General features: G+C 69.6%; 19 protein-coding genes. 7 read left to right on the top strand and 12 right to left on the bottom strand.

Annotated elements, in window-relative coordinates; genetic code table 11:
• Positions 1-352: 352 nt before the first annotated feature.
• Positions 353-2,995 carry a cation-translocating P-type ATPase gene (locus QH948_RS03535; protein ID WP_281145553.1) on the bottom strand — a complete coding sequence of 881 codons (2,643 nt, stop codon included), beginning with the start codon at positions 2,993-2,995 and terminating at the stop codon, positions 353-355.
• A 206-nt stretch (positions 2,996-3,201) separates the two neighbouring features.
• Between QH948_RS03535 and QH948_RS03530 the strand changes: the two genes are divergently transcribed.
• Both QH948_RS03530 and QH948_RS03525 read left to right on the top strand, forming a co-directional pair.
• Entirely contained in the window at positions 3,202-3,729 is a 528-nt protein-coding gene (locus QH948_RS03530) for a GNAT family N-acetyltransferase (RefSeq protein ID WP_281145552.1), read from the top strand.
• The gene (locus QH948_RS03525) at positions 3,726-4,616 is read left to right on the top strand and encodes an exodeoxyribonuclease III (RefSeq protein WP_281145551.1); all 891 of its coding nucleotides are present in this window, start codon (positions 3,726-3,728) and stop codon (positions 4,614-4,616) included. The genes QH948_RS03530 and QH948_RS03525 overlap by 4 nt, the downstream gene beginning before the upstream one ends.
• Here QH948_RS03525 and mptB read toward each other — a convergent pair.
• The 4 genes from mptB to QH948_RS03505 are packed head-to-tail and all read right to left on the bottom strand — an operon-like array spanning position 4,598 to position 7,323.
• Positions 4,598-6,106, bottom strand: a complete 1,509-nt coding sequence (gene mptB, locus QH948_RS03520) for a polyprenol phosphomannose-dependent alpha 1,6 mannosyltransferase MptB (RefSeq protein ID WP_281145550.1) — start codon at positions 6,104-6,106, stop codon at positions 4,598-4,600. The two genes, QH948_RS03525 and mptB, sit on opposite strands and share 19 nt — an antisense overlap.
• Positions 6,099-6,413: an NADH-quinone oxidoreductase subunit I gene (locus QH948_RS03515; protein WP_219080833.1), complete on the bottom strand. Its 315-nt coding sequence runs from the start codon at positions 6,411-6,413 to the stop codon at positions 6,099-6,101. The genes mptB and QH948_RS03515 overlap by 8 nt, the downstream gene beginning before the upstream one ends.
• Positions 6,410-6,922 carry an NADH-quinone oxidoreductase subunit C gene (locus QH948_RS03510; RefSeq protein WP_219080835.1) on the bottom strand — a complete coding sequence of 171 codons (513 nt, stop codon included), beginning with the start codon at positions 6,920-6,922 and terminating at the stop codon, positions 6,410-6,412. The genes QH948_RS03515 and QH948_RS03510 overlap by 4 nt, the downstream gene beginning before the upstream one ends.
• Positions 6,919-7,323, bottom strand: a complete 405-nt coding sequence (locus tag QH948_RS03505; protein WP_281145549.1) for an NADH-quinone oxidoreductase subunit B — start codon at positions 7,321-7,323, stop codon at positions 6,919-6,921. Before QH948_RS03505 ends, QH948_RS03510 begins: the two co-directional genes overlap by 4 nt.
• 77 nt (positions 7,324-7,400) lie before the next feature.
• Here QH948_RS03505 and QH948_RS03500 point away from each other — a divergent pair, with 77 nt between their 5' ends.
• From QH948_RS03500 to QH948_RS03480, 5 genes are read left to right on the top strand one after another with little or no spacing between them, the layout of a single operon-like run.
• Entirely contained in the window at positions 7,401-10,544 is a 3,144-nt protein-coding gene (locus QH948_RS03500) for a DEAD/DEAH box helicase (RefSeq protein WP_281145548.1), read from the top strand.
• 60 nt (positions 10,545-10,604) lie between these two features.
• Complete coding sequence (locus tag QH948_RS03495; protein WP_281146125.1) at positions 10,605-12,521, top strand: 2-oxoacid:acceptor oxidoreductase subunit alpha; 1,917 nt, start codon at positions 10,605-10,607, stop codon at positions 12,519-12,521.
• On the top strand, positions 12,521-13,570 hold the full coding sequence (locus tag QH948_RS03490) for a 2-oxoacid:ferredoxin oxidoreductase subunit beta (protein ID WP_281145547.1): 1,050 nt from the start codon (positions 12,521-12,523) through the stop codon (positions 13,568-13,570). The genes QH948_RS03495 and QH948_RS03490 overlap by 1 nt, the downstream gene beginning before the upstream one ends.
• Positions 13,567-14,820 carry a hypothetical protein gene (locus QH948_RS03485; RefSeq protein ID WP_281145546.1) on the top strand — a complete coding sequence of 418 codons (1,254 nt, stop codon included), beginning with the start codon at positions 13,567-13,569 and terminating at the stop codon, positions 14,818-14,820. Before QH948_RS03490 ends, QH948_RS03485 begins: the two co-directional genes overlap by 4 nt.
• 14 nt (positions 14,821-14,834) lie before the next feature.
• Positions 14,835-16,787: a M13 family metallopeptidase gene (locus QH948_RS03480; RefSeq protein WP_281145545.1), complete on the top strand. Its 1,953-nt coding sequence runs from the start codon at positions 14,835-14,837 to the stop codon at positions 16,785-16,787.
• Positions 16,788-17,223: 436 nt separating this feature from the next.
• Here QH948_RS03480 and QH948_RS03475 read toward each other — a convergent pair whose 3' ends face one another.
• The 7 genes from QH948_RS03475 to QH948_RS03445 all read right to left on the bottom strand — a co-directional run bounded on the left by QH948_RS03475 (position 17,224) and on the right by QH948_RS03445 (position 25,578).
• A complete protein-coding gene (locus QH948_RS03475; protein ID WP_281145544.1) occupies positions 17,224-18,330 on the bottom strand; it encodes a hypothetical protein in 1,107 nt (368 codons plus the stop codon).
• A gap of 145 nt (positions 18,331-18,475) precedes the next feature.
• Complete coding sequence (locus tag QH948_RS03470; RefSeq protein ID WP_438874119.1) at positions 18,476-19,441, bottom strand: polyprenyl synthetase family protein; 966 nt, start codon at positions 19,439-19,441, stop codon at positions 18,476-18,478.
• Positions 19,442-19,460: 19 nt separating this feature from the next.
• Complete coding sequence (gene nuoN, locus QH948_RS03465; protein ID WP_281145543.1) at positions 19,461-21,035, bottom strand: NADH-quinone oxidoreductase subunit NuoN; 1,575 nt, start codon at positions 21,033-21,035, stop codon at positions 19,461-19,463.
• A complete protein-coding gene (locus QH948_RS03460; protein WP_438874118.1) occupies positions 21,032-22,537 on the bottom strand; it encodes an NADH-quinone oxidoreductase subunit M in 1,506 nt (501 codons plus the stop codon). Before QH948_RS03460 ends, nuoN begins: the two co-directional genes overlap by 4 nt.
• A 16-nt stretch (positions 22,538-22,553) precedes the next feature.
• Positions 22,554-24,410: an NADH-quinone oxidoreductase subunit L gene (gene nuoL / locus QH948_RS03455; protein WP_281146121.1), complete on the bottom strand. Its 1,857-nt coding sequence runs from the start codon at positions 24,408-24,410 to the stop codon at positions 22,554-22,556.
• Between the two features lie 59 nt (positions 24,411-24,469).
• Positions 24,470-24,769, bottom strand: a complete 300-nt coding sequence (gene nuoK / locus QH948_RS03450; RefSeq protein WP_219080859.1) for an NADH-quinone oxidoreductase subunit NuoK — start codon at positions 24,767-24,769, stop codon at positions 24,470-24,472.
• Positions 24,766-25,578: an NADH-quinone oxidoreductase subunit J gene (locus tag QH948_RS03445; RefSeq protein WP_438874130.1), complete on the bottom strand. Its 813-nt coding sequence runs from the start codon at positions 25,576-25,578 to the stop codon at positions 24,766-24,768. The genes nuoK and QH948_RS03445 overlap by 4 nt, the downstream gene beginning before the upstream one ends.

Below are 25,578 nucleotides of genomic sequence, written 5' to 3'. Positions count from 1 at the left end.
CGTCCCCGGCTCCCCGCCGCCCGCCCACGTGCCCTGCGCCCGCCCACGTGCCCTGCGCCCGCCCACGTGCCCTGCCCCAACCCGTCGCCCCTTCTCCGCACAACAATGCCTATTCCGGGGCCGCTGCAATATAGGCGCAGCAACGCCGAAATAGGCATTGTTGTGCGTGGGAGTCGAGCCGGACAGGGGAACGTCACACCACCCGCCTCCGCCCGCTGCTTCGACCCCGCCCCCTTTTTCAGCACAAGAATGCGTATGTCGGGACCGCTGCAACATAGGCGCAGCAACCCCCGCATAGGCATTCTTGTGCACGGAGACCAAGCCGACACGACCGTCGACGAGGGGCCGCGGCTCAGCGCCGACCGACGCGGTTGATGATGAACTTGCCCAGCTCGTTGAACAGGAACACGCCGACCGACAGGCCGAGGATCGGGCCCCACTGCGCCCAGCCGAGCTCGGAGGAGCCGAACCAGGTGTTCATGAACGGCGCATGGATGAAGATCAGCTGGAGGGCGATGAGCCCGGCGATCGAGAACCACACCGCGCGGTTGCCGACGAGCACCCGCCACGTCAGCGACGAGGTGTTCAGGAAGCGGCAGTTGAACAGGAAGGCGATCTGGCCGAAGACCAGCATGGTGACGGCGGCGGTCTGGGCCACGTCGTAGTCGACGACGGCGTTCTGGCGCATGAACATCAGCAGCGTGGCGCCGCCGATGGCGACCGACGACCACAGCACCTGCGCCAGCGCCCTCGGAGAGAGGATCTGTTCCTGGGTGGACCGCGGCGGGCGGCTCATGATGCCGGGCTCGGCGGGCTCGCTCGACAGCGACAGCGACAGGGTCAGCGCCGTGACGAGGTTCACCCACAGGATCTGGACCGGCGACAGGGGCAGCGCCATGCCGAGCAGAACGGCCACGAGGATGACGAGGCCCTGGCCGCCGTTGGTCGGCAGCAGGAAGACCACCGACTTGCGGATGTTGTCGTAGATCCGACGCCCCTCCTCCACAGCCCTCTCGATGGTGGCGAAGTTGTCGTCGGCCAGCACGATGTCGGCGGCCTCCTTGGTGGCCTCCGTGCCCTTGATGCCCATCGCGACGCCGACATCGGCGCGCGTGATGGACGGGGCATCGTTGACGCCGTCGCCGGTCATGGCGACGACCTCGTCGTGCGTCTGCAGCGCCTTGACGATGCGGAGCTTGTGCTCGGGCGACGTGCGGGCGTAGATGTCGACGTCGCGGACCTGGGCGGCGAGTTCGTCGTCGCTCATGGCCTCGAGCTCCGCGCCGGTGAGCGCCTTCACGTCGCCTTCGGCCGGTGCGATGCCCAGCTCGCGCGAGATCGCGACGGCCGTGCCGGCGTGGTCACCCGTGATCATCTTCACCCGGATGCCGGCGGTGTGGGCAAGCGCGATGGCGTCTGTCACCTCGGGTCGGGGCGGGTCGACGATGCCGACGAGTCCGAGGAAGGTCAGCCCCGTGTCGAGGTCGTCGAGCGCCAAGTCCTCGACGCCGTCGGCCGGGCGCGAGGCCGCGGCCAGGACGCGCAGGCCCTGCTCCGACAGCTCGTCGATGCCGGCGTCCCAGAAGCCGCGGTCGAGCGTCTCGGTGGAGCCTCCGCCGCCCAACTGCGTGGTCGAACGGTCGAGCAGCCGGTCTGGGGCCCCCAGCACGTGGATCCGGCGCTCCCCGGAGGCGACGTCGTCCAGCGTCGCGGAGAACTTGTGGGCCGACTCGAAGGGCACGGTGGCGAGCCGCGTGACGTGGGCCATGTCGGCGCCCGCCTTGGTGGCGAGCACATCGAGCGCGCCCTCGGTGGGCTGCCCGACGACCCGCCAGCCCTCGTCGGTCTCCTCGACACGGGCGTCGTTGGCCGCTCCCGCGGCGATGACAAGCGCCTCCAGGTCCGGGTGGTCGGGGAGGGTCGCGGGCTGCCCGTGCGGGTCGGTGACGTGGCCCTTCGGCTGGTAGCCCGTGCCCTCGACGACGTATCGACCCTCGGAGGTCAGCACCGTGCGGGCGGTCATCTCGTTCTGGGTCAGCGTGCCGGTCTTGTCGGAGCAGATCGTCGTGACGGAGCCGAGAGTCTCGACGGCGGCCATCTTGCGGGTGATGGCGTTGCGGCGGGCCATCTGCTGCACACCGAGCGCCAGCGTGATGGTCACCAGCGCAGGCAGGCCCTCAGGGACCGCCGCGACGGCGAAACCGATGGCTGCAGAGATCAGCTCGTCGCCGTGGAAATCGTGCACGAAGTAGCCGATCGCGAGCATCACGACCGCCATCACGCCGATGAGGATCGCCAGCTGCGTGCCGAGCCTCGCGAGCTGCCGCGACAGCGGGGTGTCGAGCTTGTCCTGGTCCGCCACCAGCGCTGAGATCCGGCCGATCTCGGTGTTGCCGCCCGTCGACACGACGACGGCCTCGGCCGTGCCGGCCGTGATGATGGTACTGGAGAACAGCATCGAGGAGCGGTCCCCGACGCCCGCCTCGGCCGCGACGGGCTCGAGCTCCTTCTGCGCCGGCACGGACTCGCCGGTCAGCGCCGCCTCGTCGACCTGCAGCGACGAGGAGGTCAGCAGGCGCACGTCGGCGGGAACCCGGTCACCTGAGCGGACGCGGATGACGTCGCCGGGCACGATGGTCGCCGCGTCGACGACGCCCCAGGTGCCGTCGCGCAGCACCTGCGCGTCGAGCGACTGCATGGTCTGGAGGCTGGCGAGCGCGGAGGCGGCGCGGCCCTCCTGAATGAAGCCGATCAGGCCGGTGGCGAGGATGACGACCGCGATGACGGCGAAGTCGACCCAGTCCCCCGAGTACGCCTTGAGCGCTGCAGCGGCGATCAGGATGTAAATCAGGATGTCGTTGAACTGCGACAGCAGGCGACGCCAGGCGGGGACAGGCTTGGGCGTGGGCAGCTCGTTGCGGCCGTCCCGCGCCAGTCGCTTCTCCACCTCGGATCCCGCAAGACCCCCGGTCGTCGAATCGACGGATGCCAGCACCTCCTCGGGGCTCGACGCCCACGGCTTCGGAGCGGATGAGGAGGGAGGGGTCTGTGGCTCAAGGGAGGTCGACAAGATTACGGCTCCAGGTGTGGATGGGGTCTTACAGGCTCTCAAATCGTAGCGCCCGGCCCAAACCACACCGCTGTTGTTCCCGCACTGCTAGCCTGCCTGTGTTCCATGCCCCGATCCCCAGGCAGGTCTTGATGACAGATCCACAGCTGACCCTGCGGCCGGTGCGACTCTCCGACGCGGCCGCCACGCTCGACGCCTTCGGGTCCGACCCGTCGATGTCCCGCCAGGGCACGGTGACGTCGCTGGCTGAGGCCGAGGCCTACCTGTCCGGGCTGATCGACGATGAGCGCCAGCACCCGTTCGCCATCTGCGACGGGGACCGCCTCGTCGGGCTGGTGTGCGTGACTCTCGACGCGGTCAACCGGGTGGGCTGGTTCTGGTACTGGACCAACGCGTCCCACCGCGGCCGCGGCTGGGCCTCGACGTGCGCGACGGCGGTCGCCAACTGGGCGCTGTCGGCAGGCGGCTGCGAACGCCTCGAACTCGGTCACCGGGCCGACAACCCGCTGTCCGGCAACGTCGCCGGCCGGGCCGGATTCATCCGCGAAGGCCGGGAGCGGGGCAAGTTCCTGATCGACGGACAGCGGGTCGACGTGCTGACCTACGGCCGCCTGGCGACCGATCCCTGGCCCGCCGCGACGCTGGAGGTCTCCTGGTGAGGCGCATCGGCACGCACAACGTCAACGGCATCCGGGCCGCGCTGCGGCGCGGCTTCGCCCCCTGGTGGGCGCAGACGAACGCCGACATCATCGCCCTGCAGGAGGTCCGCTGCCGGGCCGACGACCTGCCGCTGGAGGCCTTCGCCGGCTACCACGCGACGCTGGACACCGGCACGCTGGCCGGCCGCAACGGCGTGGCGGTCCTGACCCGCGAGATCCCGACCGCTGTGAGGACGCTCGGCGGGACCGTGACGACCATCGACCCGCACGGGTCCCAGGAACACATCGAGGTCGACCGCCTCGTGAGCCGCGACCTCGCGCCGTTCGCCAGAGAGGGCCGCTACGTCGAGGTCGACTTGTCCGACACCCCGCTGACCGTCGCGTCGCTGTACCTCCCGAAGGGGGCCGCCTGGCCCTACGAGGACAACTCACAGGAGAAGTACGACCGCAAGATGCGCTTCATGCGAGGGCTGGCCCGGCTTCTGACCGTCTCCCGCCGACGCTCGGCCGCCGAGGGCCGCGAGTTCGTCGTGATGGGCGACTTCAACGTCGCGCACACGAAGCAGGACCTGCGTAACTGGCGCACCAACCAGAAGTCCGAGGGCTTCCTGCCTGAGGAGCGCGACTGGTTCGGCTCCATCACGGGCCCCCGCACCCTTGTCGACGTGGTCCGCGCGCTCCACCCTGGCGCCGACGGGCCGTACTCGTGGTGGTCATGGCGCGGGCAGGCCTTCGCCAACGACGCGGGCTGGCGGATCGACTACCATCTGGCCTCCCCCGCGCTGGCCAGGTCGGCGACGCACGCGTTCTCCGGGCGCGAGGCCAGCTACGAGGAGCGGATCTCGGACCACTGCCCCGTCGTCGTGGACTACGCCGTCGGCGCCTGATCCTTCTCGCGCGGCCGGGGTCCGTCGTCGTCGGCATCCATCGGCTGGCTCAGCTCGTGCGTGTGCATGGTCCAGTAGGCGGCACCGAACAGGATCAGCACCATCATCCATGCCCCGTTGCGGATGCCGAAGTTCATCGCGTTGAACCCGAGCAGGACGACGGTGGCCACGATGGCTCCCCGCAGGGCCCTGGTCGACGGCTTCGTCATCGGCAGCAGGACGGCGCCCCACAGCAGATACCAGGAGTGCAGCGCCGGCACGCACAGCGCGAACCAGATGAACGAGTAGCTCATGAAGTGCAGCGGCCGCCGGCCGAGGTGCCGGAACGCGAAGTACACGATGCCGAGCACCGACATCACCGAGCCGATGCCCTTGAGCGCCACGACGGCGGCGCGGCCCGTCGGGTCGCCGGTGATCCAGTTGACGGGTAGCTGGATCAGGTAGCCGACGACCGTGAACGGGGAGACCGTGTCGACCATGCCGGGCACGTTGATGGCGTTGATCCAGCCAAACCCGAGCCCCGAGACGACCGAGATACCGGCGAACACTGCCACCGCGACGGCCAGCGACGACAGGGCCCGCAGCGCGGCCCACGCGACGGCGCGTGGCCGCCAGGACGTCCAGGGTGCGACGAGGAACGGCAGCGCGACGGCCACCAGGAAGGCCGGCTGCTTGATGGAGGCGGCGACGCCCACGATGATCGCCCCGAGCCACCAGCGGCGCATCCGCATCGTGACGAGGATGCCCGCCAGCATCAGCCCGGTCATCTGGGCGTCGTTGTGCGCACCGCCGATGAAGTCGATGACCAGGATGGGGTTGAGGACGGCGAACCAGCTTGCCGCCGCGGGATCGACGCCGACGCGCTTGGCGATCCGGGGCACCGTGACACCGATCAGGATGACCCCGATCAGCGCCGGCACACGCATCAGCACGGCCGACAGGTAGGGGTCGAAGCTGGCGAGGTTCACGATGCCGTGGCTCATCCACAGCGCGAGCGGGCCGTACGGGGCAGTGGTCTCACGCCACACCCACGCCACCTGGTCCGCGAAGTAACCGGGCAGGATGCCTGGCCCCACCTGGTAGGGGTTCAGCCCGTTGTGGATCAGCCAGCCGTGGGCGGCATATGAGTAGGCGTCGTGCGAGAAGATCGGCGGCCCGACCAGCATCGGAGCCGAGATGATGGCCAGCACCGCCCAGTGGCGCAGCTGCGGCGCGCCGGCGGCCCGTCGCCGCGCGGGGCGCAGCCGGAACCAGGACTCCAGCAGCAGCGACAGGCCGACGAGCGTCGCGATCGTGCCGACCCACTTGGTGGTGGCGCCGTCGATGCCGAGGTCGCGCAGCACATCCCAGATGGGCGAGGCCTGCGGCAGGTACGCGGGGCTCAGCGATCCGAGCAGGATGCCGAGGCTGCCGAGGAAACCGACCCACACCGCGCGGGTCGAGGCGGCCAGCCTCAGGTCCTCCCACGCCCGGGCCGCGACGCTACGCACCGCCTCCGCCGAGCCGCTCCCTGCCGTGGGCAAGTTCGGCGAGCGAGGACGCGGGGGCGACGTGGGCGCCAGCCCACTCCAGCGCGTCCGTGGGGCACTGCTCGATACAGACGCCGCAGTACATGCACAGCGACCAGTCGATCTCGAACGTGTCGAGCACGTTGTGGGTGCGGGGTCGGGCGCCGGGGGCAGGGATCGTCTGCTCCTGATGCGACGTGAGCGAGATGCACCACGTGGGGCATTCGCGAGCGCAGATCATGCAGGACGTGCACAGGTCCTCGACCAGCTGGATGGAGCCGTGGATCATCGCGACCTCCGGACGCGGGCACCCGTCGCGGACACCGCGATGTCCGCCGCCGTGGAGTCCGGAGCGGCCAGCACGGCGGGATCGGGGACGCCCGGCGGGACGAGCTTGCGTCGGCTGGGCGAGCTGCCGCGCTCGCCAGGCTCCAGGCCCCCGGGCCAGCTCGTGGTCTGCCGCTGCTCGAGCAGCACGTCCTTGCGCAGGGGGGCCGCGACGTCGCCGTGGTAGATCAGTGGCCGGTTGTCAGCACCGTCGAATGTCACGCCGAAGAGGTCGTGCACCTGTCGTTGCAGCCACCCCGCCGCTGGGAGGAGGTGCGCGATCGACGGCAGCCTCGCGTCGCCACGGTCCACAGCCTCGTCGAGGGTGACGATCCCGCCGCCGACGGGGTCGAGGAGGCGTGCGATGACGCGGATCTCATCGGAGGAGCCCACCTCGTCGACCGCGGTGAGGTCCAGCAGGAAGGTGTGGCCGTCGGCCCGCGCCGATTCGACGCGTTCGACCCAGCTCATGCGCGGGCCCTCTGCCCACGGAGGTCGTCCAGGAACCCGTCGAGCGCGGACGGCGGGGGCGGGCACCCGGCGATGAAGTGGTCGACGTCCACGAAGGACTCGGCGCCGCGCACCACCGCGTACGAGTCCCAGTAGGGGCCGCCGATGCAGGCGCAGGCCCCGAAGGCCACGACGACGGGGCGCCGGGGCAGGCTGTCGAGAGTGTGCCGGATGGCGGGAACCACCGGCTCGGTGATGGTGCCGGACAGCGTCACGACCAGCGTCGCACCGTCGGGGACCGAGGCCGGGTCGATGCCGGGCCGGTCCCTCTCCGCAGCCTGCGTCTCCAGCGCGCAGCAGGCCAGCGGGACGTCGACGACGAAGACGCTGCCGTCGTCGAACCAGTCGCGTGCCAGTGCCATGGCGGGCAGTCTACTTCGACCAGCACCGCTGCTCGATGACCGCCCCTCCGGGGTGAGGGCATAGACTGGCGGGTCTGATGATGAACACCCCCTCCTGGGTCTCCGACGTGACCGACGCAGAGCTCAACCGCCGCTTCGGCGCGGCCACCGTTGCCCGAGGCCGCCAGTACGCCAGCCTGGGCAGGGTCAGCGCCGTCCGCTGCTCGGGCCCGGTGGCGACCGCCTCCGTGCGGGGCAGCGGGTACCGCAGCTACCACACGACGGTCGTGGGTGGCGACGGCACCGACACGCTCGTGGCGACCTGCAGCTGCCCGGTGCGCAGCGACTGTAAGCATGCCGTCGCGGTCATCCTCGCCCTCCGGTCCCCCGGCTCGCGCCCCGAGCAGGGCTGGCAGCAGGTGCTGGCGCCGTTCGCCTCGGCCCGTGACGAGGGATCGCCACTGGCCCTGCTCGTGTCCGAGGAGGGGCCGAACCTCGTCCTGCGGCCGCTGCGGCCGGGGGCCCGCGACGCCTGGGTCCGCGCCGGGGCCTCCTGGGCGGATGTCGCGGGCGCACGCACCGGATTCCTCGAGTCCCAGCGTGCCCCGATCGCGGAGCTGCACGAGGCAAGGGACCCTGGCTCCTTCGCCATGCGCTCCGACGTCATCGCGGTCGGGGACCTGCTACCCAGCGCCTGGCAGTCGCTGCAGCGCGCCGTCGAGGCGGGCGTTGCGCTGGTGGCCGGCACCTCCGCGTCCGGGCGCGACCTGCCGGACCCGGTGCTGGCGCCCTCCCCCCTCCGCCCGCTGGTCGACGTGGAACGCGACGGCGACGACCTGACGGTGCGGGCACTGATCGACTGGGACGGCACCCCCATCGAGTTGCCACGCAAGGGGCTGCTCGGCCGCCGGGCCCACGGCGCCTGGTTCGTGCATCACGACGCTCTGGTCCTCGGCCCGTTCGCCGGCCCCCTCTCCCCCGCAGTACAGGGCCTGTTCCAGCACGGAACGGTGCGGGTCCCCGGCGCAGACATCGACGAGTTCGCCGTCGGCTACCTTCCCCGGGTGCGCCGCACCGTCGACGTCGCGGTCGGCGAGGGCATCGACCTGCCGGAGGCCCACCCCCCGAAGCTCCTGTGTCGCGTCGACTTCCACGAGAGGTCGGCGCACGTGCACTGGGGCTTCGTCTACCGGCTGGGCGAGCGCGTCCAGGAGGTCGGCCTGTCAGGGACCGACGAGCGGGCGCCACGCGACCCTGTCGCAGAGCGCTCCCTGATCGCCTCCGTCCCCACCGGCGCGTGGGTCGAGACGTCGCCGGCCGGCCCGCAGCTCCGCCCGGCGTTCCTGACCGGACGCGCGCTGATCGACTTCGTCACTGACGCGCTGCCCGAGCTCAGGTCGCGCGACGAGGTCGACGTGCAGCTCAACCGCGAACCGCCCGAGTTCCGCCGGGCCGGGGATGAGGCCGTCGTCCACCTAGCCGTCACGGAGTCGAGCGTCGGCGACTGGTTCGATCTCGGCGTCGACGTCCGCGTCGGCGAGGAGCGCGTGCCTCTTGCCGACCTCATCGCGGCGCTGACCGCCGGCGATGACCATCTGATGCTGTCGTCCGGCACGTGGTTCCCGCTGGACCAGCCCGAGCTGGCGGAGCTGCGCGCCCTCGTGGAGGAGGCGAGACTGCTCGTCGATTCCGACGGCGACACGTTCCGGCTCCGGCCGGAGCATGCCGGGCTCTGGGAGGAACTCGAGGAGCTCGGCGTCGTCACAGGGCAGGCGGACTCGTGGCGGCAGGCGGTGTCCGCGCTGTTGAATCCCGAGTCGCTGCCGGCCATCGAGGTGCCCGCCGGCCTCCAGGCTGAGCTCCGCCCGTATCAGGACACCGGATTTCAGTGGCTGAGCTTCCTGTTGTCCTCGCGGCTCGGCGGCATCCTCGCCGACGAGATGGGCCTGGGCAAGACCCTCCAGTCACTCGCTCTCATCCTGTCTGCGAAGGACCGCGGCGAGCTCGACGGCCCCGTCCTGGTCGTCGCCCCGACGTCGGTGATCGGCACCTGGGTCTCGGAGGCAGCGCGCTTCACACCCGGGTTGAAGACGGTGGCTGTCACCGCCACGAAAGCCAAGCGGGGCACCGACCTGGCCGACGAGGTGGCCGACGCCGACATCGTCGTCACGTCCTACACGCTGCTGCGGTTGGAGGCCGACCACTACCGCGCCGTCGAGTGGGGCGGGGTTCTGCTGGACGAGGCCCAGTTCGTCAAGAACCACGCCTCCAAGGCGTACCAGGCTGTGCGCAAGCTGCGGGCCCGCGTGAAGATCGCACTGACCGGCACGCCACTGGAGAACAACCTGATGGATCTGTGGTCGCTGCTGTCGATCACCGCTCCCGGCCTGTTCCCGGATCCCAAGGCGTTCACCACCGCGTACCGCCGCCCGATCGAGGGCGGCGACACCGACGCGCTGGCGCGTCTCCACCGTCGTATCCGGCCGCTGATCCTGCGACGCACGAAAGCGGCAGTCGCGGAGGAGCTGCCTCCGAAGCAGGAGCAGGTCGTGCCCGTCGAGCTCAGCCCGGCGCACCGCCGCACTTACGAAAGGCACCTCGCCCGCGAGCGACAGAAGGTGCTGGGCCTGGTCGGCGACCTCGGCCGCAACCGCATCACCATCCTTCGCTCGCTGACGCTACTGAGGCAGCTCAGCCTCTCCCCCGCGCTGGTCGACGAGAATCAACCGGCCGTGTCCGCGAAGATCGACGCCCTCGTCGAGATGCTCGACGAGATCGTCGCCGAGGGGCACCGCGCGCTGGTCTTCTCACAGTTCACGAGCTTCCTCGCCCTCGTCAAGGAACGCTTCGACGAGGAATCCATCGCCTACGAGTACCTCGACGGCAGCACCCGCGACCGGGCCGCAACCATCGACGGATTCCGCAACGGCGAGGCGCCCGTGTTCCTCATCTCACTGAAGGCCGGCGGCTTCGGTCTCACGCTGACGGAGGCGGACTACGTCTTCATCCTGGACCCATGGTGGAACCCGGCCGCGGAGAACCAGGCCATCGACCGGACCCACCGCATCGGCCAGGACAAGCGCGTCAACGTGTACCGGCTCGTCTCGCAGGACACCATCGAGGAGAAGGTCGTCGCGCTGCAGCAGGCCAAGCGGCACCTGTTCGACTCGGTGGTGGGCACCGGATCCGACACCGCGGCACCGCTGTCGGCCAGCGACATCGTGGGGCTGCTGGAGCCCTGACCGGGCCGTTCACTCATGGCGCACAGGCGCCCCGAGGGCAGTATCAACCGGGGGCCTATGATGGGCCAGACGCCCACCATTCGACATACGAAGGTCTTGTTTCACGTGCCACAGCAGCTCTCCCTCCCCAGGGTTGTCATCCGCTTCGCCGGCGATTCAGGCGACGGAATGCAGCTCACCGGCGATCGATTCACGGCGGAGACCGCGAGTTTCGGCAACGACATCGCGACGCTGCCCAACTTCCCCGCCGAGATCCGGGCACCACAGGGCACCCTGCCCGGCGTGAGCAGCTTCCAGCTGCACTTCGCCAACTTCGACATCGTGACCCCGGGTGACGTGCCCGACGTGCTGGTGGCCATGAACCCCGCCGCGCTGAAGGCGAACCTGAAGGACCTGCCACGCGGCGGCGTGATCATCGTCGACACCGCGGACTTCACGAAACGCAACCTCGCCAAGATCGGCTGGGACGCCAACCCGCTCGATGACGGCACGCTGGAGGCCTACTCGGTGCACGCGTTCGACCTGACCGGGCTCGCCACGGGCGCCGTCGCGGGATTCGACCTCACCCGTAAGGATGCGTCGCGCACGAAGAACATGTTCGCGCTCGGCCTGCTCAGCTGGCTGTACTCGCGTCCCGTCGATGGCACGCTCGAGTTCCTGGCCGAGAAGTTCGCCGGCAAGCCGGTCATCCGCGACGCGAACGTCGCCGCCTTCAAGGCCGGCTACGCGTTCGGCGAGACCACCGAGCACTTCGAGGTGCAGTACCACGTCGACCCCGCACCGATGCCGAAGGGTCGCTACCGCCAGATCTCCGGCAACGTTGCGACGGCCTACGGCCTGATGGCCGGCGCCTACAAGGCGGGCATGCAGCTGTTCCTGGGCTCCTACCCCATCACCCCTGCCTCGGACATCCTCCACGAGCTGTCCAAGCGCAAGGACGTCGGCGTCATGACGTTCCAGGCGGAGGACGAGATCGCCGGCATCGGCTCCGCGCTGGGTGCCTCCTTCGCCGGCGCCCTTGGCGTGACCACCACGTCGGGCCCCGGCATGTCGCTGAAGAGCGAGGCCCTCGGGCTCGGCATCATGACCGAGCTGCCGCTGGTCGTCGTCGACGTGCAGCGCTCCGGCCCGTCGACGGGTATGCCCACGAAGACCGAGCAGGCCGACCTGCTGCAGGCCCTGTGGGGTCGTAACGGCGAGGCGCCGCTCCCGGTGCTGGCCGCGAAGTCGGCCTCCGACTGCTTCGACACCGCGGTGGAGGCCTGCCGCATGGCCGTGAAGTACCGCACGCCGGTCATCATGCTGACCGACGGCTACCTCGCCAACGGCGCCGAGCCGTGGAAGATCCCGGATCTGGAGGCCATCGAGCCGATCGAGCCGAACTTCGCCACCGCGCACAACGCCACCACTGCGAAGGGCGCCCCCTCGTTCGAGCCCTACCGGCGTGACCCCGAGACCCTGGCGCGCGCCTGGGCGATCCCCGGCACCCCCGAGCTTGAGCACCGCATCGGCGGCCTGGAGAAGGGCGACCTGCACGGCGAGATCTCCTACGATCCGGAGAACCACGAGCGCATGACGCGACTTCGTCAGGCGAAGATCGACGGCATCGTCGCGGACGTGCCGGACATCGAGGTCGACGACCCGAGCGGCGAGGCCCGCGTGCTGGTGCTCGGCTGGGGATCGACCTACGGCCCCATCACGGCGTCGACGCGCCGCCTGCGCCAGACCGGGCGCAACGTCGCCACCGCGCACCTGCGCCACCTCAACCCGATGCCCGCCAACCTCGGCGAGGTGCTCGCGGCCTACGACAAGGTCGTGGTGCCCGAGATGAACCTCGGCCAGCTCGCCACGGTGCTGCGCGCCCGCTACCTGACCGAAGTGTCCAGCTACTCACGCGTCCGCGGCCTGCCGATCTCCATCACGGAACTCGAGGCCGACCTGATCGCCGAGATCGACGCCCTCGGCAAGGAGAACTGATGACTGCCACCGTCAACGGCCTCGCCCGTATCCCGCTCAGCATCGAGCCGCTCAGCAAGAAGGACTACACCTCGGACCAGGAGGTCCGCTGGTGCCCCGGCTGCGGCGACTACTCCGTGCTCGCCACCTTCCAGTCGATGATCGCCACGCTGGGTATCAAGCGGGAGAACAGCGTCATCGTCTCCGGCATCGGCTGCTCCTCGCGGTTCCCGTACTACGTCGACTCGTACGGCATGCACTCGATCCACGGCCGCGCCCCGGCGATCGCGACCGGGGTCGCCGTGACCCGCCCCGACCTGAACGTGTGGGTCGTCACGGGCGACGGCGACGCGCTGTCGATCGGCGGCAACCACCTGATGCACGCGCTGCGCCGCAACGTGAACATCACGATCCTGCTGTTCAACAACCGGATCTACGGCCTGACCAAGGGCCAGTACTCCCCCACCTCCGAGCTGGGCAAGGTGACCAAGTCGACGCCCTACGGCTCGCTGGACACGCCGTTCAACCCCATCTCGCTGGCGCTGGGCGCCGAGGCGAGCTTCGTCGCCCGCGCCATCGACTCCGACCGCAAGGGCCTGACGGAGGTCCTCACGGCCGCCACGCAGCACCGCGGCGCCTCACTGGTGGAGATCTACCAGAACTGCCCCATCTTCAACGACGACGCGTTCGAGACCCTCAAGGGACCCGAGGGCGCGCTGATCCGGCTGCGCCACGGCGAGCCGATCGTCTTCGGAGACGGCGAGTACTGCGTCATCCGTGACCCGAACACCGGCGAGATCCGGGTCGCGACCACGGCAGACGTCGACCCCTCGGCCATCATCGTGCACGACGAGAAGCGCCAGGACCCGTCGCAGGCCTTCGCGCTGTCGCGGCTGACCGAGCCCGGTGTGCTGCGTCAGGCGCCGATCGGGATCTTCCGCAACGTCGAGCGTCCCGCCTACGATGACCTCGTCCGGGAGCAGATCGACGCCGTGCGGGCCGATGACCCGGGCAAGGCACTGGCTCACGTCATCGCCGGCAACGACACCTGGGAGGCCGACGAGCGATGAGCGATCAGCAGGGGTGGACGCCCGGCGCTCCCGCCCCTGCGCGCCCCGCTCAGCACGACGGTCCCCTGTCGCAGGAGACCCCTGTCAGGCCCGACGGCGAGGCCCGACCCCGGCCCGACGCCACGTCGTCGGCCCCGAGCTTCGCGGCCATCGAACTCCAGTCCGCGCTCGTCCGTTCGCAGGACCAGAGCCGTTTCGTCGCTCCCGACCTCGCCGAGGCTGGAGTGAAGCCGCCGTTGCCCTGGCGTCGCCTCTCCTGGGTGTTCGCGATCGTCGTGGCGGTCGGCATCGTGGCCGGGTTCGCCTATGTGACGTGGTTCCGCAACGTCGAGAAGGACGCGGAGGTGGCCGTCATCGTCGACTCCGTCGACCCCGCGCAGGTGGCCGCGCAGACCCCCCAGGACATCGTCCGGGACTACTTCGCGGCACTGGCGGACGGCGACATCGCCAAGGCGCTCACGATGGGGCCGCGTGGCGGCACCGGGTCAGAGGCCCTCCTCACCCCGGAGGTCTACGCCGTCACCGCCGCTCTGACGCCGATAAGCGACGTCGAGATCCTCACGACAGACCCGGCGGCCACCGAGGTGGACGTCCGCTACCGCCTCGGCGACAGCCAGGTGGACACCGCGGTCCGCATCACCCGCCTCGACACCGGCGAGTACCGGCTCACGCGGACCACGGTCCCGGTGCAGTTCCAGATCACGGGGTCCGACAACCTCCCCCTCATCATCAACGGTGCGACGGTGGCCCAGGGCCAGACGTTCGAGGTGGTGCCCGGGCGATACGAGCTGAGCACCGGCAGGACGCTGCTCGAGTACCCCGAATCGTCGGCGATCGAGATCCAGACGCTCGCCCGCCCCGACCTCACCCGCCACCCGGCGAGCCCCCAGCTCACAGACCTCGGCCGCACGGCGCTGATGAGCGCGGCCAGGGAGTCGCTTGACCGGTGCCTAGCGCAGCAGTCGCTGGCCCCGACCGGCTGCCCGTTCGGGCTCAGCAGCGACAAGGCGGTCGTGCCCTCGTCGATCCACTGGACCCTGCTGAACGACCCCTGGGCCGACACCACACCGTCGCTCAGCGCGGACGACCAGTCCATCGCGGTCCTGACCATCGGGCTCCGCCTCCAGCTGAGCGTCGACTACGCCGACGGCACCCGGTCGCCGGGCCAGGAGTTCAGCGACACCGTCCAGGCCACGGCGAACATGCTGGGCGAGACCAGCAGTGACGTCGCGATCTTCTGGGAGCGATGAGTAGCCTGTCAGTCATGACACAAGCCATCGACTTCGCCAACGCCGACCCCACCGTCCGCCCCCAGGACGACCTGTTCCGCCACGTCAACGGCACCTGGCTCGCGACGGCGAAGATCGACCCGGACCAGAGCTCGGCCGGCGGGTTCATCGACCTGCGGGACAGGTCGGAGGCCGATGTCCACGCGCTGATCGAGGAGCAGCCCCTCGGAGACCCGACCACGGACGCCGGGCGGATCGCCGCCCTGCACGCGTCGTTCATGGACGAGGCGCGCGTGGAGGAGCTCGGCGCCGCGCCGCTGGCCCCGATCTTCCAGGCCATCGGCGCGATCGACTCTCCGTCGGCTCTTGCGCGCCACCTCGGCTGGTCGCTGCGGCACGGCCTCAGCCCTCTGGTGGCGCTGTACGAGGAGGTCGATCCCGGCGACCCCACCCACTACACGGCGTTCCTGACGCAGACCGGCCTGGGCCTCCCGGACGAGAGCTACTACCGCCTCGACGAGCACGCCGAGATCCGGGCGAAGTACCTGGCGCACCTGACCCGCGTGTTTGGGCTGGCCGGGTTCGAGGATGCCTCCGAGCAGGCCGCGAAGGTGCTGGATCTGGAGACCCGGATCGCCGCCCACCACTGGGACCGCGTCCGTCTCCGCGACCTGAAGGCCAGCTACAACCCGACCGCTTATGGCGAGGTCGTCGCGCAGAGTCCCGGCTTCGATTGGGAGGCGTACCTGGAGGGCGCCGAGCTGCCGCGCGACCGGTTCGACGTGCTCGTCGTGTCGCAGCCGTCGTTCATCGCGGGCATCGCGCCGCTCGTCGCCGACGCCCCGCTCGACGCGTGGCGCTCGTGGGCCCGCTGGAAGGCCATCTCCGCGCTGTCCGGCTACCTGTCGTCCCCCTTCGTCGACGCCCGCTTCGACTTCTACGAGAAGACTCTGTCCGGCAACGAGGAGCAGCGCCCGCGCTGGAAGCGCGGCGTGAGCTTCGTCGAGGCCGTCGTCGGCGAGGCCGTGGGCCAGAGTTACGTCGCCCGCCACTTCCAGAGCGAGAAGAAGGAGGCGATGGAGAAGCTCGTCGCCACGCTGCTCGAGGCCTACCGCGACTCCATCACGAAGCTCGGCTGGATGACCGAGGAGACCCGCGCAGAGGCGCTGCGGAAGCTGTCGAAGTTCACGCCGAAGATCGGGTACCCCACGAAGTGGCGTGACTACTCGTCACTGACCGTCTCGGCCGACGACCTCGTCGGGAACGTGCTGGCCGCCAACTCGTTCGAGCTCGACTGGACGCTGTCGCGCATCGGGCAGCCCGTCGACCTGACCGAGTGGCAGATGTACCCGCAGACGGTCAACGCGTACTACCACCCGCTGCGCAACGAGATCGTCTTCCCCGCCGCCATCCTGCAGCCGCCGTTCTTCAACGCCGACGCCGACGACGCCGTGAACTACGGCGCCATCGGCGCGGTTATCGGTCACGAGATCGGCCACGGGTTCGACGACAAGGGCTCGACCTGCGACGGTGATGGGAAGCTCCGCGACTGGTGGCAGCCCGCAGACCGTGAGGCCTTCGAGCAGCTCACCAGCCGCCTCGTCGGCCAGTACGAGGGGCTCGAGCCCGAGGGCGTCACGGGCACCACGGGGGTCAATGGGAAGCTGACGCTCGGCGAGAACATCGGCGACCTCGGCGGCCTCGGCATCGCCTACGACGCCTGGCTGCTGGCCGGTGGCCAGCCCGACGGCGAGCCGATCGACGGCCTGACTCCCGCGCAGCGCTTCTTCACCGGCTGGGCCCAGGCCTGGCGCAGCAAGCGCCGCCCCGAGGCCGCCAAGGTGCTGCTGACCACCGACCCGCACTCGCCGTCGGAGTTCCGCTGCAACCAGATCGTGCGGAACCTGGACGCGTTCTTCGACGCGTTCGGCGTCACGGAGGCGGACGCCCTGTGGCTGGCACCCGAGGACCGCGTTACCATCTGGTGAAGCCGGTGAGGCGAGCGGCGCCGGCGGCGGCTCCCTCAGCTGCCGCTGGCGGCCCTCTCCCGTGACCGCCTTCTCCTTCGCCCGATGGGACTTCAACAGGTCCTCTGCGATGTCGCGGCACTCGGCGGTCCGGGCCTCGAGCGCGAGCTGCCCGGCGGTGAACCATGGGCTGGGCGAGGTGGAGGGCGTCGGGGCTGAGGGGCTCGGGGTGACCTCGACGGAGGGCGCGCACCCGACCATCGAGACGGCGACGAGTGCGGCGATCCGCAGTGCGACGGTGCGACGGGACATGACTTTCCTTCCGAAAGGCCCACGCCGATCCCGCCCCGCCCTCAGTCCCGGTCCGCCTTCCCGCAGACGCCAACGAAATACACCGACGCCAACGGTATTCACGCGAATATCGTTGGCGTCCGTGCATACCGTTGGCGTCGCGGGATTATCGTTGGCGTCCGCGGTGGAGGCCGTCCACCCGGGAGGCGACGGCGGCGAGAAAGGCGTCGGCTCCGGGGGCACTGCGCGGCACCACAATGGCGATGGAGCGTCCGAACCAGACGATCCCCACGCGCCCGGCAAGCTCGACGGACGTGACCGACTCCCACGCCACGCCGATGCGGGAGCCACCGATCCGGGCGTAGACCTCCTCGTCGTCGAACCACCATGCCCCTGGCCCGACGTCGTAGGTACCCGAGCGGACCAACGCCTCGGCCTGGGTCCCGACCTGGCTGCGCGCGAGCACAACGATGCCGCCCGCGGCAAGGACCGCTCCAAGGATGACGGCAACCAGACCGCCGGTGAACTGGCCGAGGATCACGTACCCGGCGAAGGCCCCCAGCAGCGCACCCGTCGCAGCCAGCATCCACTGCTGCTGGCGGCCGGCCGGAGTCACGAGGAAATGTCGGTTGAACGCGACGTAGTCTGCAAGGACCACCTCGCCATGGAGGACGGGCGAGGGGTGCCTGCCCACGTCCTGCGCCCGCTGGAGCGCGCCGGGACCCGCGGTCAGCATCCGGGCGGCGGACTCGAGGGTCGGCTGACCGAGGCTGGCCGGAAGGATGAAGGCGACGGCGGCCCCGGTCGGCGCCTGGGGTGTCGCGGCGGCGAGCGGCACGATGAGGTGACCCCCCACCTGCCGTGGCTCTCCGAGAGCGGCCCAGCTGAGCAGGTGGCTGACGCCGGGTCGGTCGTGATGGGCTCCGTCGAGGTCCAGCCACACGCGCTGGGGGCCGACGGGCATGGCGCCTGAAGCGATCACGATGTCGGCGCGCTGACGACGGGTGACGAAGAGCATCAGCCAGACCACGGCGACGCCGAAGGCGACGCCTGGCACCAGCATGAGGGCCAGGATCCACCAGAGGATGGGTTCGCCGTCGGCCAACAACGCACCGGACAGGCCACCGACCGCTCCCCCGATGCCGCCCAGGCCGATCCAGAGTCGGTCAGTCCGGCGTCGCCCCGGCCGCAGTCGGTCCCAGGCCACGAGCGCACTTCTCGCGTCGACCCGCGAGAGGTCGTACTCGATCAGGGGAAAGGGCGAGGCGGACACGACGCCCAGACTAGCGGGCGCTCGCCATGCGTTCGTGCGGCAAGAAACCCGAGGCTGTGTGCGATTCTCGTTGACGGACCGGGGAGAATCGACCACTGAACGTTTTTCGCACGCGACGTGGGCTTCCGAGGGCGAGATGGGGGGGCTAGTTGGTGCGCTCCACGAGGTCGGTGCAGACCTGCAGCAGGGCGTCCTTGGCCTCCCCCTCCGGGAGGGGTGCGAGGTGCTCCCGGGCGATCTGTGCGCGGCGTTCCACCTCGGCCTTCGCGCGCCCCATCACGGGATGCTCGCGCAGCGCGGCGAGGACCTCGGCGAGGGCCTCGTCGGAGCTGAGGTCGGAGTCGATCCGTGCGAGCAGCTCGGCGTCGGCCGGGTCGTTCTCGGCGCGGAGCATGAGCACGGGCAGCGTCGGGACGCCCTCGCGCAGGTCCGTGCCGGGGGTCTTGCCCGTGGTGGTCGACGTGATGTCGATCAGGTCGTCGGACAGCTGGAAGACCAGCCCGACCTCCTCGCCGAAGGCCGACAGCGCATCGAGGGTGGGCTCGGGGGCGCCGGAGACCATGCCGCCGAATCGGGCGGAGGCCGCGATCAGCGACCCCGTCTTGTCCGCGATGACCTGGATGTAGTGGGCCAGCGGGTCCTCACCGTCGCCGGCGCCCTTGGTCTCGGCGATCTGCCCCTGCACCAGGCGCGAGAAGGTCTCGGCCTGCAGGTGCACGTACTCGACACCCAACTCCGCGACGGTGGTGGACGCGCGGGCGAACAGGAAGTCGCCGACCAGGATCGCCACCGAGTTGCCCCACAGGCGGTTGGCGGACGGGGCGCCGCGGCGCAGGTCCGCGGCATCCATCACGTCGTCGTGGTAGAGGCTGGCGACGTGCGTGAGCTCCATCACCATCGCCGCACGAAGCAGGTCGTCCTCGTCGACCTCGCCGCCGAAGCGGGAGGACAGGAACACCAGCAGCGGGCGGAATCGCTTCCCGCCGGCCGCGATGATGTGCCTGGCCATCTCCGTCACGAACGGCGAGTTGGCGACGGCAGACTCCGCCAGGCGCTCCTCAAAGACATCGAGGAGGCCGGCGAGCTGCTCATCGAGCGGGGTGTCCGCCACGAGGTACTCCTAGCTCAGGTCAGCGGATGAACTGCGACGCGTCCGCCAGCAGCGCGAGCACGCCGCCGGGGATCAGGCCGAGAACCAGCGTAGCCGCCGCCGACACAACCAGCACAACCCAGGTCCAGAGCGACGGCGCCTCGACGGTGCCGACGACCTCGGGGTCTTCGTCCTGGAACCACATGGCCACGACGACCTTCAGGTAGAAGAACGCCGCGACGACGCTCATCACGACCGCGACGAGCACGAGCCAGCCGTAGCCGCCCGCCCATGCCGCCACGAACACCGTCAGCTTGCCGACGAAGCCCGCGGTCAGCGGGATGCCCGCGAAGCTCAGCATGAACAGCGTCATGATGAGCGCGATGACGGGGTTGCGCCTGCCGAGGCCCTTCCACGCGTCGAGGCTGTTCGCCTCGCCGCCGGAGCGGCGCACCATGGTGACGATCGCGAAGGCGCCGAAGGTGGCGATGCCGTAGGTCAGCAGGTAGAACGCGATGGCGCTCACCGACGAGACCGAGACGCCGTCGCCGCCGGCGACCGCGCCGACGACGCCCACCAGGATGAACCCGGCGTGCGCGATCGACGAGTAGGCCAGCAGGCGCTTGATGTCGGTCTGGGCCAGCGCGACGGTGGAGCCGAGTGCCATCGTCAGGATCGCGACGACGGCGAACAGCAGCTGCCACGTCCAGGCAGCGCCGCCGAGGCCGACGTAGAACACACGCAGCAGCGCGCCGACGGCGGCGGTCTTGGTTGCGACGGCCATGAAAGCGGTCACTGGCGTCGGGGCGCCCATGTAGGCGTCCGGGGTCCAGGCGTGGAACGGCACGGCGCCGATCTTGAACAGCAGGCCGACCGACGTCAGCACCAGGCCTCCGAGCAGCAGCGGCTGCGATGCGGTGCCGGCGATGATGGCCGTGTCGAGCTCGTTGAGGCTGAGTCCGCCGGAGTAGCCGTAGAGCAGCGCGATGCCGTAGAGCATGACGGCCGAGGCCATCGAGCCGAGCAGGAAGTACTTCAGCGCGGCCTCCTGGCTCAGCAGGCGACGGCGACGGGCCATGCCGGTGAGCAGGTAGAGCGGCAGCGAGAAGATCTCGACGGCGACGAACAGCACGAGCAGGTTGTTCGCCGAGGCGAACAGCATCATGCCGAACACGGCGAAGATCAGCAGCGGGAAGATCTCCGTGTGCTCGCGGCGGAGGCGCTCCGCCTCGCGCTCGAGCGGCGAACCCGGAACGGTGGCGGCCGACGCGGCGAAGGCGGAGTGTCCCGCGCCGAGCGCCCGCTCGGCGAAGAGCGCGGTACCGCCGAGGCCCGCGATGAGGATGAGCGTCCAGAAGATGTACGCCGGGCCGTCCACGGCCAGCAGCGACATGGCCGCGATGGTCGGGGTCTCGTGGATCCAGTTGAGGATCGTGAGGCCGAGCGCGACCACCAGGCCGAGCACCGTCACGCCCGTCTGCACCACGAAGCGCAGGTCACGGGGCAGGACGGCCTCCAGCAGGATGCCGAGGCAGCCGACGCCGAGCAGCACGAACAGCGGCGAGAGGATCATCCACTCGAGGGTCGCTGCAGGAATCTCCAACAGGGTGATCATCGGTTGCCTTCCTGAACCTGCGGGGCGGGGTCGGTCACGCCGACCACGGCCATCGTCTGCGTCGCCGCCTCATCGGCCATGCTCAGGACCGGCTTCGGGAAGAAGCCGAACACGATGAGCAGGATGAGCAACGGGGCGATGACGGCCTTCTCACGCGTGGTGAGATCTGTGTGGGTCGAGACCTGTTCGGTGACGGGGCCGGTCATGGTGCGCAGGTACATCCGCAGCACGTAGACCGCGGCCAGCACGGTACCGAGGGTGATGATGGCGGTGTGCACCGGGTAGCGCTGCCACGAGCCTGCCATCACCAGGAACTCGGACACGAAGCTGCCCATGCCGGGCAGCGCCAGCGCGGACAGGCCCGACGCGAGCAGCACGCCAGCGAGCACCGGTGCGACCTTCTGGACGCCGCCGAACGCGTCGATGTCCGCGGACCCGCGGCGGCGGATCATGAACCCGACGACGAGGAACATCGCGGCCGTCGACAGGCCGTGGTTGAGCATGTAGAAGATGGAGCCGCTCAGCGACTGGGTTGTCAGGGCGAAGATGCCGAAGACCATGAAGCCGAAGTGGCTGATCGACGTGTAGGACACCAGCCGCAGCAGGTCCTTGGCGTTGATCGCCATCAGCGCGCCGTAGAGGACCGAGACGATCGCCCAGATCAGGATGACCGGGGTCGCCCACGCGGTGGCCTCCGGGAACAGCACGAGGCAGATCTTGATCATGCCGAAGGTGCCGATCTTGTCCAGGATGCCCACCAGCAGCGTCGAGGTGCCGGGCGTGGACTGCTCCGCCGCGTCCGGCAGCCAGGTGTGCAGGCCGGCCATGGGCGCCTTCACGGCGAACGCGAAGAAGAAGCCGACGAACAGCCAGCGGCCGGTGTTCGTCGCCATCTCGATGCCGACCAGGTCGGAGACCAGGAAGCTCGGCTGCCCGGCGCCGGCGCTGACGGCGTAGAGCCCGGCAACTGCGACCAACATAACGAGCCCACCGGCCAGCGAGTAGATCAGGAACTTGATGGCCGCCGAGCGACGCTTGGGGCCGCCGTATCCGGCGATCAGGAAGTACGTCGGGATCAGCGTCGCCTCGAAGGCGATGTAGAACAGCAGCACGTCGGAGGCCATGAAGACCACGAGCGCGAAGCCCTGCATCAGCAGCGCGAGAGCGAAGAACACTCCCCCGCCCCAGCGGGCCGTGTCCCCCTCGCCGACGTGCCACTCGGCGAGCAGCACGACGGGGACGAGGATGACGGTCATCAGGACGAGGATCGCGCCCATGCCGTCGAGGTCGAGTGCGAAGTGCGCTCCGACGGCGGGGATCCAGTTGTACTCGACGGCGAGCGCCGCGCCCTGCGCGTGCAGGATAACGGCGAGCACGCCGAGGACGGCGGTCGTCAGGGCGACGCCGTAGCCGACGAGCTTGGCGACATGCCCCTTGAGGAAGAACACCACCACCGCGCCGACGATCGGCACGAGGGCCAGGATGGTCAGAAGTACCTGCATGATTTCTTTCTTCTCCTTAGCCCAGGTGTCCGAGGATCGCCACGACACCGAGCAGGGCGACGCCGGCGGTCAGCACCAGGCCGTAGGTGCGCACGTAGCCGTTCTCGGCCTTGCGTAGCCACTGGCCGAGACCCGTCGCGACGGTCCCCGATCCCATCGCCACGCCGTCGACGGCGCTCTTGTCGAACCAGGCCAGCCCGCGGGCGAGCCCGAGGGTCGGCTGGATGACGGCGTGCTCGTTGATAGCATCGCCGTACAGGTCGTTGCGTCCGACGAGCACGAGCGGGTTCTTCGTCGCCGGCTCGTCGCGGGCGATCTCACCCTTGAACAGCCACCAGCCAAGGAACACGCCGACTGCGACCACGGCGAGCGCGAGCAGGCCGATGGGCGTGAATTGGACGAGCGGGGTCTCGTGCGGGTGCTGGCCCGTGGAGTGCTCGAGCCAGCCCTGGATCCAGCCGTTCAGCAGGAGGCCTGCGATGAGCGACATGACGCCGAGGATGATCAGCGGCACGGTCATGACGAGCGGCGACTCGTGCGGGTGCACGTCGTCGGCCCAGCGCTTCTTGCCGAAGAACGTCATCATCATCAGTCGCGTCATGTAGTACGCGGTGATGCCCGCGCCGACCAGCGCGAGGATGCCGTAGACCAGGTTCACGTCGAACGCGGCCTCGATGATGTGGTCCTTCGAGTAGAAGCCCGCGGTGAACGGGAACCCGATGATCGCCAGGTAGCCCATCGCGAACGTGATGAACGTGATGCGCATCGGCTTGGCGAGGGCGCCGAAGTGGCGCATGTTCACGTCGTCGCCCATGCCGTGCATCACGGAGCCGGCGCCGAGGAACATGTTGGCCTTGAAGAAGCCGTGCGTGATGAGGTGGAAGATCGCGAACGACGCGCCGACGGGGCCGAGGCCGGCCGCCAGCATCATGTAGCCGATCTGCGACATCGTCGAGCCCGCGAGGACCTTCTTGATGTCGTCCTTCGCGGTGCCGATCCAGGCGCCGGCCAGCAGCGTCACGGTGCCGACGATCGCGACGGCGGTCGCGGCGGCCTCGGTCTGCGCGTACACGGCGTTGGAGCGGACGACGAGGTAGACGCCGGCCGTGACCATGGTCGCGGCGTGGATCAGAGCCGACACGGGGGTCGGGCCCTCCATGGCGTCCAGCAGCCATGAGTGCAGCGGCACCTGCGCCGACTTGCCGCAGGCGGCGAGCAGCAGGAAGAAGCCGAGCAGCGTCGCCCACAGGGGGCTGAGCCCGGCGGCGCCGGCGTTGACATCCTCGAAGCGGACGGAGCCGAACATGGCCAGCATGGTGAAGATCGCCATGGACAGGCCGAGGTCGCCCACGCGGTTGACGATGAACGCCTTGTTGCCGGCGCGGGCCGCGGACGGCTTATGCGCCCAGAAGCTGATCAGCAGGTACGAGGCGAGGCCGACACCCTCCCAGCCGAGGAACAGCACGAGGTAGTTGTCCGCCAGCACCAGAATCAGCATCGCGGCGATGAACAGGTTCAGGAAGGCGAAGAACCGGCGACGGCGGTCGTCGTGGGCCATGTACCCGATCGAGTAGACGTGGATCAGGGATCCGACGCCGGTGATCAGGAGCACGAACAGGATCGACAGCGGGTCGACGAGCAGGCCGAGCTGGATGGACCAGCTGCCCGTGGCGATCCACTCGTAGACGGCCGTGTTCAGGTGGCGGGACTCGGAGTCGAGGCCGAGCAGCGCCGCGAACAGCACCAGCCCGATCACGAAGGAGGCGACCACCGCGGCGGTGGCCAGGAAGTGGCCCCACCTGTCGGTGAGCCTGCCCGCCAGCAGCAGGAACGTCGCCGACGCGAGCGGGATCGCGATCAGCAGCCAGATCATCAGGCCCTGGCCCGAGGTGGCGGAGAGAGATTCGAGGAGTTGCACGCTTATCCGTCCCCTTAGAACTTCATCAGGTTGGCGTCGTCGACCGAGGCGGTGCGGCGGGCGCGGTAGACGGCGACGATGATCGCGAGGCCGACCACCACTTCAGCGGCGGCCACGACCATCACGAAGAAGGCCGCGATGAGGCCGTCGAGGTTGCCGTGCCAGCGGGCGAAGCCCACGAAGGCGAGGTTCGTGGCATTCAGCATCAGCTCGATGCTCATGAACACGATGATCGCGTTGCGGCGCAGCAGGAAGCCCGCGATGCCGATGGCGAACAGGATCGCCGACAGGATCAGGAATCCTTCGGGGTTCATTCGTCGTCTCCTTCGAGCTCCTGGTCGCGCGCGTCGAGCGCCGCGTAGGCAGAGGTGGTCGGGCCGCGCAGCTCGTCGACGTCGACGATGACCCCGCGCATGCGCAGGGTCTCCGAGACCGACTTCTCCGCGATGCTGCCGTCGGGCAGCAGCGCAGGCGTCGAGATCGCGTTGTGCCGGGCAAAGACACCGGAGTTGGGCAGCGTTCCGGGGTGCTCGCCGTCCTCGGCGTAGGCCTTCATGCGGTTCTTCAGCTGCTCCGGCTGCGTCACCTTGGTGAACAGCTGCTCGCCGTGCGCCAGCAGCATCGCGCCGACAGCGCCGGTGATCAGCAGGGCCGCGGTCGCCTCGAACAGGAAGACGTACTTGGTGAACAGCAGCGCCGCGATCGACTGGATGTTGCCGCCGTACTCCGCGTTCGCCTCTGCCAGGCCGGCCGGCTCACCACCGAGGGTGAACTGGGCGACGGCGCAGATCAGCAGCACGCCGATGGCGAAGGCGACGATCGCGGAGGCGATGCGGTGCCCCTTGAGCGTCTCGACGACCGAGTCCGTCGCGTCGACGCCGATCAGCATCACAACGAAGAGGAACAGCATCAGGATCGCGCCGGTATAGACGACGATCTGGATGACGAACAGGAACGGGGCGTCCTGGGCCGCGTACAGCACGGCCAGCGCGATCATCACGCCCGCCATCGCGATGGCCGAGTGCACGGCCTTGCGCGACAGCAGCACGCCGAGCGCGCACAGCACCGCGATGGGCGCGCACACCCAGAACGCCACCTCGCTGGCGGTGACCAGCGGGATCAT

It is taken from the genome of Tessaracoccus lacteus, from assembly GCF_029917005.1.
In the GTDB taxonomy this organism is placed as follows: Bacteria; Actinomycetota; Actinomycetes; order Propionibacteriales; family Propionibacteriaceae; genus Arachnia; species Arachnia lactea.
The sequence above is the reverse complement of the archived record's forward strand: the minus strand, read 5'-3'. Positions and strand labels throughout refer to the sequence as shown.

Bases quoted from the DNA above. Each gene is read 5' to 3' on its own strand.
- QH948_RS03530 (WP_281145552.1), top strand. From the start codon at position 3,202: ATGACAGATCCACAGCTGACCCTGCGGCCGGTGCGACTCTCCGACGCG.
- QH948_RS03515 (WP_219080833.1), bottom strand. From the start codon at position 6,413: ATGATCCACGGCTCCATCCAGCTGGTCGAGGACCTGTGCACGTCCTGC.
- QH948_RS03510 (WP_219080835.1), bottom strand. From the start codon at position 6,922: ATGAGCTGGGTCGAACGCGTCGAATCGGCGCGGGCCGACGGCCACACC.
- QH948_RS03505 (WP_281145549.1), bottom strand. From the start codon at position 7,323: ATGGCACTGGCACGCGACTGGTTCGACGACGGCAGCGTCTTCGTCGTC.
- QH948_RS03500 (WP_281145548.1), top strand. From the start codon at position 7,401: ATGATGAACACCCCCTCCTGGGTCTCCGACGTGACCGACGCAGAGCTC.
- QH948_RS03495 (WP_281146125.1), top strand. From the start codon at position 10,605: ATGGGCCAGACGCCCACCATTCGACATACGAAGGTCTTGTTTCACGTG.
- QH948_RS03490 (WP_281145547.1), top strand. From the start codon at position 12,521: ATGACTGCCACCGTCAACGGCCTCGCCCGTATCCCGCTCAGCATCGAG.
- QH948_RS03485 (WP_281145546.1), top strand. From the start codon at position 13,567: ATGAGCGATCAGCAGGGGTGGACGCCCGGCGCTCCCGCCCCTGCGCGC.
- QH948_RS03480 (WP_281145545.1), top strand. From the start codon at position 14,835: ATGACACAAGCCATCGACTTCGCCAACGCCGACCCCACCGTCCGCCCC.
- nuoN (WP_281145543.1), bottom strand. From the start codon at position 21,035: ATGATCACCCTGTTGGAGATTCCTGCAGCGACCCTCGAGTGGATGATC.
- QH948_RS03460 (WP_438874118.1), bottom strand. From the start codon at position 22,537: ATGCAGGTACTTCTGACCATCCTGGCCCTCGTGCCGATCGTCGGCGCG.
- nuoL (WP_281146121.1), bottom strand. From the start codon at position 24,410: ATGATCTGGCTGCTGATCGCGATCCCGCTCGCGTCGGCGACGTTCCTG.
- nuoK (WP_219080859.1), bottom strand. From the start codon at position 24,769: ATGAACCCCGAAGGATTCCTGATCCTGTCGGCGATCCTGTTCGCCATC.
- QH948_RS03445 (WP_438874130.1), bottom strand. From the start codon at position 25,578: ATGATCCCGCTGGTCACCGCCAGCGAGGTGGCGTTCTGGGTGTGCGCG.